General features: G+C 40.4%; 7 protein-coding genes. 4 read left to right on the top strand and 3 right to left on the bottom strand.

All coding sequences use genetic code 11. The annotated features are described in order from the left end of the window. The first annotated feature begins 1 nt into the window (after position 1). Complete coding sequence (locus tag FFM79_RS04335; RefSeq protein ID WP_137642244.1) at positions 2 to 2,200, top strand: alpha-galactosidase; 2,199 nt, start codon at positions 2 to 4, stop codon at positions 2,198 to 2,200. Between the two features lie 121 nt (positions 2,201 to 2,321). Here FFM79_RS04335 and FFM79_RS04330 read toward each other — a convergent pair whose 3' ends face one another. The 3 genes from FFM79_RS04330 to FFM79_RS04320 all read right to left on the bottom strand — a co-directional run bounded on the left by FFM79_RS04330 (position 2,322) and on the right by FFM79_RS04320 (position 11,052). Further along, positions 2,322 to 4,070 carry a putative glycosyltransferase family protein gene (locus FFM79_RS04330; protein ID WP_137642243.1) on the bottom strand — a complete coding sequence of 583 codons (1,749 nt, stop codon included), beginning with the start codon at positions 4,068 to 4,070 and terminating at the stop codon, positions 2,322 to 2,324. Between the two features lie 212 nt (positions 4,071 to 4,282). Further along, complete coding sequence (locus tag FFM79_RS04325) at positions 4,283 to 9,436, bottom strand: bifunctional glycosyltransferase/CDP-glycerol:glycerophosphate glycerophosphotransferase (protein ID WP_137642242.1); 5,154 nt, start codon at positions 9,434 to 9,436, stop codon at positions 4,283 to 4,285. A gap of 425 nt (positions 9,437 to 9,861) precedes the next feature. Further along, the gene (locus FFM79_RS04320; RefSeq protein WP_137642241.1) at positions 9,862 to 11,052 is read right to left on the bottom strand and encodes a CDP-glycerol glycerophosphotransferase family protein; all 1,191 of its coding nucleotides are present in this window, start codon (positions 11,050 to 11,052) and stop codon (positions 9,862 to 9,864) included. Positions 11,053 to 11,426: 374 nt separating this feature from the next. On the opposite strand from FFM79_RS04320, the gene tagD reads away from it, so the two are divergent. The 3 genes from tagD to FFM79_RS04305 all read left to right on the top strand — a co-directional run bounded on the left by tagD (position 11,427) and on the right by FFM79_RS04305 (position 14,490). Further along, positions 11,427 to 11,816 carry a glycerol-3-phosphate cytidylyltransferase gene (tagD, locus tag FFM79_RS04315; RefSeq protein ID WP_137642240.1) on the top strand — a complete coding sequence of 130 codons (390 nt, stop codon included), beginning with the start codon at positions 11,427 to 11,429 and terminating at the stop codon, positions 11,814 to 11,816. Positions 11,817 to 12,277: 461 nt separating this feature from the next. Beyond that, positions 12,278 to 12,646: an MORN repeat-containing protein gene (locus FFM79_RS04310; protein ID WP_137642239.1), complete on the top strand. Its 369-nt coding sequence runs from the start codon at positions 12,278 to 12,280 to the stop codon at positions 12,644 to 12,646. Positions 12,647 to 12,648: 2 nt separating this feature from the next. Next, the gene (locus tag FFM79_RS04305; protein WP_137642238.1) at positions 12,649 to 14,490 is read left to right on the top strand and encodes an acyltransferase family protein; all 1,842 of its coding nucleotides are present in this window, start codon (positions 12,649 to 12,651) and stop codon (positions 14,488 to 14,490) included. Positions 14,491 to 14,592 lie beyond the last annotated feature (102 nt).

Below are 14,592 nucleotides of genomic sequence, written 5' to 3'. Positions count from 1 at the left end.
AATGACGACGAATTTAATTGAGTTTGATGAAGCGCAACGCACGTTCCATTTACACAACGATGAAATTTCCTACGTTTTAGGAATTGAGGAGGGTGGCTTCTTAGCGCACCTCTACTACGGTAAACGGATTCGGCAGTACCACGGCCAGTTGAAGAATCCGCGGCGCGACCGCGGATTTTCCGATAACTTACCGGGGGCAACGGAGCGGGACTATTCACTCGACTTTCTCCTCCAAGAATATAGTAGTGCTGGTGACGGTGATTTCCGGACGCCCGCAACGATTATTCGCCAAGCGGACGGCACCCGCTCAGCCTTCTTCACTTATGATCACCATTCGATTGAATGGGGAAAACCGCGGTTAGCAGGGCTACCAGCGGCTTACGTGGAAAAAGACGCGGAGGCGCAAACCCTGAAGGTCAGTTTGACCGATGCGCCTAGCAAATTGGAATTAATTTTGAAGTATACGATTTACCGGGACCGCAACGTGGTGGCGCGGTCGGTGGAATTGGTTAATCATGGTGATCAAGCGGTCAACATTGAAAAAATTGCGTCGATGCAATTAGATTTGCCGGCGGAACCCAAGGAAGTTTTGTCCTTCCCGGGGGCGCACGCAAACGAACGGCACTTAGAACGTGAGCCAATCGGCTTTGGCGTGAAGTCGTTTGGCAGTCGCCGCGGAACGACCAGTCACCAAATGAATAATTTCATCGCCGTCTGTGATCCAGAGACCACGGAATTTCAGGGGCGCGTTTACGGGATTAGTTTAGTTTACTCCGGGAACCATCAAGAACTATTAGAAAAAGATCAGTTCGGAGCCGTGCGGGTTTTAGCCGGAATTAACGATGATCAGTTTGATTGGGAACTGGATCCAAGCGACCATTTCCAGACACCAGAAGTCTTGTTAACGTATTCGGATGCTGGTTTAAATGGCATGAGTAAGACGTTACACAGCTTGTTACGCGATCGGGTCGCGCGGGGCAAGTTCAAGCACCAACCCCGGCCAATTTTGGTCAACAACTGGGAGGCCACGTTCTGGGACTTTAACGAAGAAAAGTTGCGGCCAATCGTGGATGAAGCGAAGAACCTCGGTTTAGAAATGTTTGTGCTGGACGATGGTTGGTTTGGTCACCGTGATCGGGACGATTCGTCGCTGGGTGACTGGTACATTGATCAGAAGAAGTTCCCGGCAGGCTTGGACCACTTCTCACAGTACGTGCATGACCAGGGTTTGCAGTTTGGTCTGTGGGTGGAACCGGAAATGATTTCAATTGATTCCGACCTCTATCGTAACCATCCCGACTACATGTTGAAGGTGCCGGGGCGGCAACCAAGCGTTTCGCGGCAACAGTACGTGCTCGACTTGGGCCGGCCAGAAGTTCGCGAGAACGTACATCAACAGTTACGGGCCGTTTTAGACAAGTGTCAGATCGAATACATTAAGTGGGATATGAATCGTCACATTACCGACGTTTATTCGGCGGCCTTGCCAGCTGAACGTCAGGGGGAAGTCTTACACCGCTACGTACTGGGTCTTTACCAGCTGTTGGAAGAATTAACGACGGAGTACCCAGACATTTTATGGGAAGGCTGTTCCGGTGGTGGCGGACGCTTCGATACTGGGTTGTTGTACTACATGCCACAGTCGTGGGTGAGTGATAATACCGATGCGATTGCTCGTTTACAAATTCAATACGGGACTTCGGTGGCTTACCCGATGTCATCGATGGAAGCCCACGTTTCGGTTAGCCCGAACCAGCAGACTGGTCGGAAAACGTCGTTTGAGACCCGTGGTCACGTGGCAATGAGCGGCGTCCTGGGCTATGAGCTTGATTTAACGCAGATGACGGATGCTGAAAAGGCAGCGGTTAAGAACCAGGTTGCGTTTTACAAGCAGATTCGCCAAACGGTCCAGTACGGCACCTTTATCCGCTTAGTACGGACGGCTAACCGGTACGCGTGGTTATTCGTTAACGAGGCGCAAACGGATGTGGTGGTCTTCTCATTCAAAATCTTGTCAGAAGCGCAGCCGGAATTTAAGTTGTTGAAGCTGGCGGGCTTGGATCCGGACCGCGTTTATCAAAACGTTGAGACCGGGGCCGTTATCGGTGGTGACGAACTAGTTAACACCGGCTTCTACGAAGATTTAGTGGCTAAGGACTTTAGTTCTCACGTTTATCATTTTAAGGCGGTTGGGGAATAAGAGATTGTATGCAAAAAGTGTCATCGCGGTATTTGCGATGACACTTTTTTGCCGTTAAGTTTTTTAGCCGAAGCCACGAATACTTTATAGGATAGTTTCTACTGATTTTTCGCTATTCAAATTACGGCTCATATGACATGTGTACTTTTCTTCTTTTTCTTAAAAATAAATATAGTAGGGTACCGATTATTGCTAATCCACTAATAGCGTAAGTAATAACCAGATAAAATGGCATTGACTGTGTTATTTTTACATGACTAGTGCCCTTACGTAAAAATAAACTAAGCCTACCTTGGCTGGATGCTTTTGCTTTAACTTCGCTGTTATTAACTTGGACGTTATATGGAATTGATTTGTAAAACCAAAATGGCAAGTCGTACGTTCCATTATTGTTGATATGAATTGTCATACTCATCGTATTTTTATGCGCTTGTTGGTTCTTTATTGGATTAAAAGGAATTACTTTTTGCTTTTTATTTGTTTTAATTTCATCGATTTTAAAATTACTTTTCCTAACTGAATGTGCATAATTAGCGTCATTCATTTCTTTTGAGGACCACATGCCCTTTGGATCGGGTAATTTATATTTTTCCTGTTCTTTTGGAAGGTAGTCTACGTATGTCCTGAATGAATAAAACTTTTCATAATCATAAGACTTATTATTTAATTTGGAAGTATATCGATGATATTCTAAATCGGTTTCTTGCCACAAAGGCTGCTCTGACAAGTTTCTGTAATAATTTGTAGCGGTGTTTAGAGCAGGTATGAAAGCGAGTAAACAGATAATCCACTTTAATGTATTATTACCCGGAAATTGCTCTAAAATAAGAATAAATACGCATAATAGCATTCCAAAAATCCAAAATCTTTCTGGAAATTGCATAAAGTCAAATAGTTTAACGTAGCCTAAATCAGTGCCAAAGAGGATAGTAATCAGAGCAATTGTTTTAAGTGAAGACCATTCTTTGTGTTTCAGAAATGTAACTAGCACGTAAAAAGCAGCTAAGCATGTAAATGCAGTCCAGCCAAAGTATGCTGTTCCAGAATTAGCTTTAAAAAGCGGCAAAAAAGTTTCAAATATTGATTTAGGAGATCTACCAAAAGAAGAAACTGATAGTGATTCTTTACCAAACACTAATGTAATAATTAACGTTGGCAAACCAATAATGATGCTGGTAATTCCAGAAATGATATATTCTATAAAATTGTATTTTTTATTTATTAAATCTAAAATGGCAGTACAAATAACCATTAGTATGCCGAAGAATGCTGAAATAATATGTGATAGAAAAAAGAGACCAATGATTATACCAATCGTTACAGAGGCGTTTCTACGTTGCCGAAGATTATTACCGCGAATGTTTAATAATCCCCAGAATAGCCAGGGTACAATGGAGAGGGCTATCCCTAACCCAAAGCTACCATCCTGAAGTAGAACGAATACTTCTAACGAATAAGTCATTACGATTGAAGCTAAAAAAGCGTCTATTTCCTTAAATTTAAGACTTTTAAAAACAAAATAATTTGATAAGCTACTTACGATAAGAATTAGTAAAATAATCGCATAAACTTGCATGATGGGACTAAGCCAAGAGGTAATTGCTACTAATACTCTTAAAACTAATGACGGGTACATTCCGTTTATAATTTGCCCAGCACCACCAAATGTGTAGATGTTTCCTAGGGTTCCTAATAGACTTCCGGAAAGAATTGATTGGCGCATTTCGTAAATTCGCATTAAATGAAACCAAGTATCGAGTTTATATGAAAGTGTTCCAGTATGTATTAAAGGAAACAGCAAGATTATTGGCATGAGTATCAGTAGTGAAATAAATGATATATTGAGTAGATTTTTATAATGTTTTTTCATTTCTATTTTCTTCCTTAACATAGTGTGATTTACTTTTGAACTTATTAAGTAATAGCCTTATAGCCAGTAACCAGAATACCATTCCTGATTAATAGCAACAACATGTTATATTTCAGTAGCTCGTTGTTTTAATTGATACTTATCAAAGTCATTCATAAATATCTGATAAAAAAGCTGGAAAAATAAAACATTTCCAGCTTTTTCTGTAATTATTAAATTGAAATAATATTGAGGTCATCTAATGCAACCCAAATAGTTGGGGCATTAGTATTTTTGATTGAACTTACTTTTGCATATTTCATTCCAAGGAGTGCATGGGTCCCCAAGGATTCTAATTGCATGATTTGTTCAATTTTAAACATCCCAGTTGGTTGTTGCTGATTTTGTGTGGGATCATAATTACCCATAAACGAAACGTCATGACGATTACGAAAATCTTTGTTCTGCTTCCACATTGAAGCACCAGGTTTAATTGTACTGGTTTCTGGTAACTTTAATTCAGTAGGCGCGAAGTAATGGTAAGTCAAATCTGTATTAAACAAGCCTTCTACGACTCGTTTAGTAGCTTGACCATCCATCCATTGGCAGTAAGTATCGACAAAACGTTGATATTTTTCATTTGGATGCCAGTCGCCATTAAAAATGTTTGCTAAAGCAGTGACTACTTCAGCGTTGGTTTTGACAATATCTCCTGGAACTTGACTCTGGAAGTCAAAGTAAAAGCCACGAATTTCGTTAGCATAATCGTCCAAATCGTAGGTAAAGAAAATCATCGGTCGCTTAAGGACAGCATAATCAAACATAACGGAAGAGTAATCGGTAATTAGAACGTCACTGATTAGATATAATTCGTTAATATCGCCATAATCACTGACGTTCAGTACGTTATCGTAACCTGATAAATCGAGTGAATTAGCAATCATGTAATGGGTTCGAATTAAAAAGACAGTATCATTACCAAATTTCTGTTGAAGTAAATCTAAATCTAAATGAAGTTTAGCAGTGAACTCGCTATCCTTAACATACTCATTATCACGCCAAGTGGGTGCGTATAGTACAACGTGACGATAATTTTCGATTTCAAGGTTAGACTTAATACGCTGGACTAATTCAGGCGTATAGTTTACAAGAATATCGTTCCGTGGGTAACCAGTTAGCATCATTTGGTTAGCATTTTTACGGAATGCGCGAACCATGATATCGGCGGAATATTGATTAGGTGCCAGTAAATAATCCCAGCGTCGGGAATCTTTAACGATTTGGCGATGATATTTAACGACGTTATTACCTGGCATGGTCACTAAATTCACATCCGTCCCAATGGTTTTTAGCGGTGTTCCGTGCCAAGTTTGTAGTAGTGTGGTGCCCTGTGGGACTTTCCAACGGAATGGCCGCCGAACGTTTGTGATCCAATATTTGGCCTGAGCTTGTTTGAAAATACCCCGATACCCAAACCGGGTAATATACGGAATATGATGCTCTTTAAAGAAGGCTACATTATCTTTATTTACATTCCAATAAAGCTTGTACTTTGGATAGTGTGCTTTGATGTACTCGTAAATAGCTTTCGGGTTATCGGAATATTGATGACCAAAGAAACTTTCAAACATAATAATATTGCGTTTAGGTAGTTTACGGCCAAGATAATTAAGAAAGCGAGACTGAAAGTCGCGAATCATAAACAAATGCCAGAACTTTTTCCAAATAACCCCTTTATCAGGAATCTGATCCAGGTCGGCAGCTTTGGTACTTAAAATCTGTTCGATAGTTGTTGCACTTGCGTCACCATGTTGAGTAGCGTAATCATTAAACTTAGCATTAAACGTATCAATTTTAGCTGCATATTTTGTGTTTAAATCAGCATAATTTTGTAAACAGCTAATTAGGTTATCGGTCGTAGTACAAATCGGACCAGGCATTTCACGCTCATAATCTAGATATACGCCTCGATTTTTTGGATCAAGATACCAATCTTTATCATAAGCATAGAAAATCATCGGTCGTTGTAATAGGGCGTAATCAAACATGACAGAAGAATAGTCAGTAATTAAGACGTCACTAACTAAATATAGGTCGTTGATGTCAGGATAATCACTCATATCGTAAACGAACGATCCGTAAGCGCTAAAACTATTCGTGTTAGCAACTAAATAATGAAGTCGGATTAATAGAACGTATTCGTCAGACAGCGTTGCTCGTAGCCGTTCAATATCTAATTGAAAGTCAAAGGCACCAGTACCACGGTAAGTAGGTGCATACAGAATGACTTTCTTATCGATTGGAATGTTGAGCCGTTTTTTTAATTGGGTCTGATACTTGGTGTCCTGGCGATACCTAATAAGAGCGTCGTTCCGCGGAAAGTTTGTTGGCAATAATTTTTGATGATAATCAAAAGCGCTACTTGCGGTTTCAGCCATGTACTTTGAAGGCACAATCATGTAATCCCAGCGTCGAATTCGCCGGGCAAAATTATTTTGAATTCGAGCAGATGCCGTTCTGAAATAAGGTTCATCAAACCCCATGTATTTTAAGAATGTTCCATGAAGCGTTTCAACTTCGATTTGACCACGGCGTTTTAAATATTGGTTAGGCAAGTTTGTATTTTGAATAAGATACTTAGAAGTTGCCAAATAATACCAGTATTTTAAAGTGTTTTTACGAACAGCAATACCGTTTCCAGTAATTGGCGTCTGATCGTTAGTAAATGTCCAAATTGCTTTCACTTCAGGGTGTTGTTTATCAAGATACTCATACATGGACTTTTCGTTACTATCGAATTTTGATGCCCAATAAGCATCAAACATCATGGTTTTACGTAATGGTAACCAGCGCATTAACGGATACATTACGGAATAACTAATAGCTCGTCGACCTTTTGAACGGTTAAAGAAACCTGAAAAAGGCTGCGTGATTCGTAATTCAGGATAGTTATTGGAATTTACTTTCCAATAGATATTCGCGTTTCCAGTACTAATTGCTAAGGAAGAAAGTTTGGTTGAAAGCTGATTTTCGGGCGTAAACGCCGCTGCGGCTTCACCAACAAAAATTTCTGCATCGCTTTTTTCTGGCTGGAAAACGTAAAATTTAAATTGATAAGTTCCAGATAGAATTTGTAATTGCTGTGCGTTTAGCAGTGGAATCTTGACAAGTAATGATTGATTATCAAGTTGTGTGAGTCCTAATTTAGCAAACGTAAACGAATAACGATGCTCTTTGTTCGTACTGATAAGTTCCAATTTTGACTTATCTAAAGGCGTTGATAACCAGTTCATTAAATTAGTGTTTTCGGACGTAAGCTGAATTCGCAAATTACCATCGGTGACGGAAGATTCAGGTAAAGCTAATTTGACTGCTGGATAGTCCTTAGTAATCCAATAAGTTGAAACGCCGGTAGAACTAACTACTAGGCGTGAATTGCCGGCCGTTAATGTGTTAACAATATTAGTTTCACCGCGCTGATAATCAATGGAACTATTGGTTGCAGCATCCAAAATGACAACTTTCATGAAGTGGCCAAATAGGTTCTGTGGAAAACCATTCAAAACGCGATCTAAATGGTTCAGTGGCTCAGGTGATAGGTTGAGTTCACTGCTAGTTAATGTCTGAATTGGGAAGCGGATATTTTGGCTAGCTGTATCTAAAACACCAGCAATACTACCTAATTGGTTAATTTGGATGATTGCTTTCTCACTGGATGACATATTAGTGTCGAAAATCAGATTGTTTTGTTCAAGTCTAGGATTAGCTAGGAAAAGTTCAGCTTGATCTGTTTCTTCGGCCAGGTCGTTTACGTTAAAAGTTAAGTTCCAAGAGGGATCGTAGTTTGTTTTTAAAATATAATCTTGACCTTCAAGATGGCTAATTTTCTGTTTGGAAGCCTTTTTGGGTGCTCCTAAGTAACTAGTTACTTGATACGTATGAGCTAAATCATCGGTAATTTGGATGTTCCAATCGCCTGAACCAAGTTGCGCTAGAGCTTCTGCTACGTTAAAGCTAAACGTATAGCGAGCGTTGGTCCAGCTAGAGCGAGATTTCAGTAACCGCTTATAAGTGGGCGTGGTTACCCGGTGAAAAGTAATTGGTATCTGTTTTTGATTAGCCAGATTAATAAGGGTGGCCGTTAAAGTTTCATCCTTATTAGCGCTTGATCCGATTTTTTTCTTTAACGGAACGGTACTGATTCTAAACATGCCACTTCCTGTGACCGTTTCCGTGTCCTGATGGAATTTTAGGCCCGTCAATTTTTGACGAACTGGTAAGACGTTATCTTTGAAGTATAGTTTTTTCAATACTGAATGTGGAACACCTGGAGCAGAAAAGGTATAGTGACCATGTTGGCGCTTAAACTGGCCAAAATTCTTTTGATAGGAATACTTTTTCAGCAATTCAAAATTTCCCTGCATGATGGCCCAATACTGAACTTGCGTTTTTAGAGGAAGCGATTTTAGATATTTTTCTTCTAAAAGATGCCACTTAGGGTCAGTTAGGAACTGGAATGTTAATTCCTGTAATTTATAGATATAGTCTTCATTAGCATCCGCGATATTTTCAATATAAATTGGAATATCAAGTTTTAAAATTTTGACGCGGAGTGCCTCCATTAAGGCTGAATTATCACTGTAACCAGCATCAAGTAGATATTGATGAATCGTATTGAGAGCGTTTAAACGACTGTGATAATTATTAAGTGCATCACGGCTTTGTGTAATCGAGTTTCCAGATTCACGCCAACGCCATTTATAAACGACACTGGTAGTGACAGTTGTTTTACGTGAAGCCAAGTGGACGGCAGTAGTAAATGGAATATCTTCGTAAATGATGTTGTTAATGAAGTTTAATTGATTGTCCCGTAAAAAGGATAGCCGATAAACTTTATTCCACACCGTTGTGTCATAAAGAAACTCAGGATGTGCATCTAAAGTAGTGTTTGTATAGTTACCAGTAATGGCAAATTTGTGTAAATATGATCCTCGATCGCGCAATGAATCAAAACGACGAACAAAGCCCATTACAACGTCGGAGTTGTTTGATTGTGCTAAGTAAACGAGCTTACTGTATGCATTTACGGTTACTAAGTCATCACCATCAACGAAGGCTAAATATCGTCCCAGCGCCATCTTAATTCCGGAATTACGGGCTGCGCTGATCCCTTCGTTGTCTGGTTTGTGAAGAACGCGCATGTAGTCATAGTGAGCAACGTAATCATCTAGAATTGTTACTGTATGGTCAGTAGAATGATCATCAATGATTAGTACGTCAAGTTGTTCTTTAGGAAAGTTAGTCCCGACGATTGAGTCTAGGCACTCGGCAATTTCGTTTTGAATGTTATAGCAAGTGACAACGATCGTCAGTAATTTATTAGTCATAATTGTCTTAAACACCTACCTGGTAGTTTTAAATTTCGCTATTGAAGTCTTTACAAAAATTCACTTAATAAACAATTGATACTGATAATTGGATTTAGAATACTTTCATTATACTTAGGGTTATGAAATCGTTCAAAGCAAATGAGTATAGTTTAAGTTTAGGTACGAATATTATTTTGCTGTAGAAGTATTAAAGTAATTCTTTTGTATTAAATTTAGTAAGCGAACTACGCAAATATATGATAAAGCATTGTTAGTAAAATATCAGTAGTCGTAATCAATATAAGGCTTTAAAGATTTAAGCTATTTGAGAGTTAGAACGGTTTAAATAATACGAAAGCTCCAATTATTCAGTGTCACTGAGTAATTGGAACCTCAATAGCAATGTTGGCTAGTCTCAAAGCCATATACTCGTAATTGAATGACTATTTGGTACTAAGCGTTTCAATTAACTTAACGACTTGCTGACTAGCTGTACCATGCTCCCAATCTGTAAATTTAGCTCTGAAAGAGGCCATTTTAGCCGAGTACTCAGGATAATGTCCGTTTATTAAAAATTGGTTAAGTTTTTCCATGAAGTCAGTTTCAGAAGTTACGATTGGTCCCGGAACTTCATTATAGTCAAAGTAAAATCCACGAATATCACCTTGGTAATGATTAAGATCATAGGGATAAAACAGCATGGGTCGATTTAAAATAGCAAAATCGAACATTACGGATGAGTAATCAGTAATTAGTAGATCACTAATTAAGTATAAATCGTTAATATCTTCATCAACGCATAAGTGGACGTTGTGTTCAAAACCGCTAATATCAATCGATTCGGCTACAAGATAGTGGGGACGAATAATCAGTGTATCATTAGAACCTAGTTGATTAATGATTTTTTGAAGACTAAAAGGAAGTGACATTTTGTACATTCCTTTGCGGATAAAGAAATCATCACGCCAAGTTGGCGCATATAAAATGACACGGCCGGTCGTTCGGCCAATAATCTTTTTTTTCAACCGATTAATTTCGGAAAGATTATTACGGTCGTGGACGAGCCGATCATTACGAGGATAACCGTAGTCTAAAAAATGGTTCTTAAAGTCAAAGGCGTGTTTAAAGATGGTCTTTGAGAATTGATTAGGTGCAATTAAATAATCCCATCGATGACTATCAGTAGTAAAATTTTTGTAATAATTATGAGTATTAGTTCCCGGCATGGAAACGTTTGGAATATCTAATCCTAAACGCTTAAGTGGTGTACCATGCCAGGTCTGAATAAAAGTAGTACCCTTATTTTTTTTTAACCAGTAGGGCATGCGGGCGTTAAGGACCCAATATTCAGCGACGGGCGCGACCCGTAACCAGTCAAGTGAAAAGCGCGCAATAAAGTTGAATTCTGGATACTTTTCTTTAGCTTCTTTGAGAAAGCGGCGCTTAACGCCCCAAATTAGCTGCCATTCCGGGTGGGCTTTTTTAAGTGCTAAATAAATATAAAGTGGATTATCCATGGGAACCTTGCCGCTAAAGGCCTCAAATAGAACTAAGTGCTTTTTTACGGGACGCAGCGTTGCGATAATGTTAAATAGTTTGCGATAACCCAAACTAACTAGCTCTTTCAGTGTCATTATTAAACCTCATAACATTTTATAGTCGGTAGTGGATAGCACAATAGAGACTGTTATCCCACAAGACCACTGATGGTTACTGGTAGACTGCTCGTTGTAAACCAGTAATACAATGGTACCGTTGTATACAAACGTGACTAATTATAGCATGAAATTGAAAATCGTTAGGATTAGGGTGATTTTTTAGATTAATACTTGCTGATTTATAAAAAACAATGAATATTTTTAACTGTTGGTATACCTGCGTGCGTCAAACTCGATGGTTTGAGGATAATTAGTTGAGTTATTGTAAGTGCTTAAATTTAGAATTGACGTTAACTAAAATTGTGGTAAAATTCAGTGGTATTGAATAACACCGTAATCTAGGAGATATTATGAAAAAAGTAATTACCTATGGAACATTTGATTTATTACACAAAGGCCACATCCGTCTACTAAAGCGTGCCAAAGCTTTGGGTGACCATTTAACGGTTTGTGTATCAACTGATGAATTTAATGCGATTAAGGGTAAGAAGGCTTATACCTGCTATGAAGATCGTAAGTACATTTTAGAAGCAATCCGGTACGTTGATGAGGTAATTCCAGAAAAAAATTGGGATCAGAAGATTAGTGATGTTGTTGATAACAATATCGATATTTTTGTTATGGGTGATGATTGGAAAGGTAAATTTGATTTCCTTAAAGATTATTGCGAAGTCGTATACTTACCACGAACAGAAGGAATTTCAACGACTAAGATTAAGCATGATCTGGGTATGAATTAGTTTTGATAGATATAAGGGCATTGTTAGTAGGGAATACTATTCCGATTAGCAACGTCCTTTTGTAATTATTATACTTAATTTAAAATGCTAGCTACAGCTGTTCTTACTATGGGTAGGTAACTTTGTCAGTGATTCATCGCTATTTTTCGGAAATGGAAGCAAAAATTAGAATGAAATTTAGGAAGTGGTTGCCGCTGGTCGCCCTTCCTTTTTTGTACTATTAATGGTTATACCGGAACAAGTTTGTTTCTGATATAATTAATTTTATATAAAGTGTGGACCGCTCAGGCAGCGGTCCCACTGGTATACTGTGCAAACTGGATGATTTGAGTGTTAGCAAACTTAATTTTTAAAAAGCGAGTGCTAAGCATTAGATTGATACAGTTAAATGTACAGTACGCGTTACATAATTATCGATACAGCGGGTGGTTCCCGCAGTCAACTTTAAATGAGGGATAGCAATGACAACCAATCGGGGACGGATCGGCTTTGAAATTGGGAGCATCCTATTAATTATATTATTTGCCGTAATTAGCTTACGACCAGTAGTCAATGAGCGTCAGACGGTCCAGTTAGATAAAGGACGGCTAAACTATACGGGTCGGGTAGAAAAACACAAGTTTGCGGGCCAGGGAACCCTTAAACTTGATAATCAGGATCAGTATCAGGGCGCCTTTGAAGCCGGCCGGTTCAATGGCCAGGGGACGTTTACTTCGCATGCCGGTTGGCAGTTAAAGGCTAAATTTGTTGACGGTGAACCGCAGGGGAAGGTAACCCTGCGGGACGGCAAGCAAACGTACTTTGGGAGTACGTTGACGAATGAGGAGTAGCTATGCGAATTAAATGGTTTAGTTTAGTCCGCATTACTGGGCTAGTGTTAGTGTTGACGTACCACTTCTTTCAAAAGAAATTTACGGGTGGCTTCATTGGCGTGGACATTTTCTTTACGTTTTCGGGGTTTTTAATTACCGCGTTAATGATTGACGAATTTGCGCGCTCCAATCAATTTAAGTTACGGGCATTTTACCGCCGGCGGTTTTATCGGATTGTGCCCCCGCTCTTTTTAGCGGTCCTGCTCGTTATTCCACTGACCTTTTTAGTGAGTGCCGACTTGCGGACGGACATTGGGCGCCAAATTGCGGCGGCGTTGGGGTTTACAACCAACTACTTCGAAATTGCCACTGGCGGGAGCTATGAGAACAAGTTTATTCCGCATTTGTTTGTCCACACTTGGTCGCTTGCGGTTGAAATGCACTTTTACCTAGTGTGGGGGGCCCTTGCGTGGCTACTTGCTAAGATTAGCCGGCGCTTTCAGCCCAACCAAGCGTTCAACCGCTTTCGGTTAATGCTCGGTGGTCTGGCGGCAGTGTTTGCGCTGGGTAGTTTTCTCGCGATGTTCATTGGTGCGGGCGACTTACAAGAGTTTTCGCCCGTTTACTTTAATAGTTTGACGCATAGTTTTCCGTTCTTTGTGGGGAGTATCCTGGGCGTTTGCAGCGGCATTCGCCATCAGCTACCGAAATTTGCCTGGCTGACTAAACACGGGAAGCCGATTCTGGCCATCAGTTTGATGAGCGTGGCGTTGATTGGTTTAGTTAGTTTAGGGTATTTTATGAAATTTGACCACCTACTAACTTATCGTGGTGGGTTGTTATTGGCGACCAGTTTAGCCGGCGCTATGATCTACGGGGCGCGTTGGCTACACGAACGCACGCCCAACACTCCCGAGCCCTTCTGGATGGGGTTTTTAGCTGATGTCAGTTACAGTGTTTACCTATTCCACTGGCCACTGTACGTGATTTTCTCGCGGTTAATGGCTAACTGGGCGGCCGCGTTACTGACCACCATCTTATCGATTGCGCTCTCGGCTTTGTCGTACTACGTGTTGGAGCCCGTAATTGCGGGGAAAGCGGCCCATGTTTTCAATTACGAGTGGCGTTGGCAGCAGTTGCGATTGCCAGTGGTAACGGTTGGAGTTGTCCTAGCTAGTTTGACTGGTTATTCGGCAATCACGGCGCCGAAGTTGTCGAGCTTGGAACAAAACCTGTGGATTAGTGGCATTTATCAAGATGTGGATAAAGTTGCGACAACGCGTGACGTTGTCTTGGCTGCCACTAGGAAAAAGGAACAAAAGGCGCAAGCGGCTAAAAATCAACGACCTAAGGGAGTTTCGGTGATTGGTGATAGTGTGACGTTAGGGACCCGAGAATACTTGGGGGACCATGTGGCAAATAGTAGCGTTGATGCGGAAGGTAATCGGACCATGAACCTTGCCTACGACGTTATGAAGACGCAACAAGACCAGGGAATTCTACGAGAAACGGTGGTCATCAGTGTTGGGACCAACGCGTTAGCGGATTATGAAAAGCAACTCATGAAAATCGTGAACGACCTCGAACCAGGGCACCGGTTGATTTTGATGACGCCGTATAATGCTAAGGCGGCACCGGACTGGAACTCATCAAAATTAGCAGTGCTTGAACGGAAGCTCCCTGCTAAATATCCATTTATAACCATTGCGGATTGGGAACGGGCGGCGGCTAAGCACCCGGCAATCTTTGCTGGGACTGACGGGGTGCATTTTAGTGGCCGTAAAGCGGGTGACGAATTATATGCACAGGTGATTAACGATGCCGTTAAGGCGGCAGCGAAGACGCCAACTAAACAGAAGTGAAATAGAAGTCGTTGAGCACTGCGCTCAGCGACTTCGTTGCATTTATTGGAGCGTTTTGAATGTTAGTTACTTAATTTTACTTATTAAGAATTGCATGAGGGT

The sequence above is a fragment of the Lactiplantibacillus modestisalitolerans genome (assembly GCF_005405425.1).
Classification (GTDB): domain Bacteria; phylum Bacillota; class Bacilli; order Lactobacillales; family Lactobacillaceae; genus Lactiplantibacillus; species Lactiplantibacillus modestisalitolerans.
Note: the sequence above shows the minus strand (reverse complement) of the source record. Positions and strands in the feature narration are given on the sequence as shown.

Excerpts from the sequence above, each read along its gene's own strand:
- FFM79_RS04335 (WP_137642244.1), top strand. The coding sequence starts at position 2 with ATGACGACGAATTTAATTGAGTTTGATGAAGCGCAACGCACGTTCCAT.
- FFM79_RS04330 (WP_137642243.1), bottom strand. The coding sequence starts at position 4,070 with ATGAAAAAACATTATAAAAATCTACTCAATATATCATTTATTTCACTA.
- FFM79_RS04325 (WP_137642242.1), bottom strand. The coding sequence starts at position 9,436 with ATGACTAATAAATTACTGACGATCGTTGTCACTTGCTATAACATTCAA.
- FFM79_RS04320 (WP_137642241.1), bottom strand. The coding sequence starts at position 11,052 with ATGACACTGAAAGAGCTAGTTAGTTTGGGTTATCGCAAACTATTTAAC.
- tagD (WP_137642240.1), top strand. The coding sequence starts at position 11,427 with ATGAAAAAAGTAATTACCTATGGAACATTTGATTTATTACACAAAGGC.
- FFM79_RS04310 (WP_137642239.1), top strand. The coding sequence starts at position 12,278 with ATGACAACCAATCGGGGACGGATCGGCTTTGAAATTGGGAGCATCCTA.
- FFM79_RS04305 (WP_137642238.1), top strand. The coding sequence starts at position 12,649 with ATGCGAATTAAATGGTTTAGTTTAGTCCGCATTACTGGGCTAGTGTTA.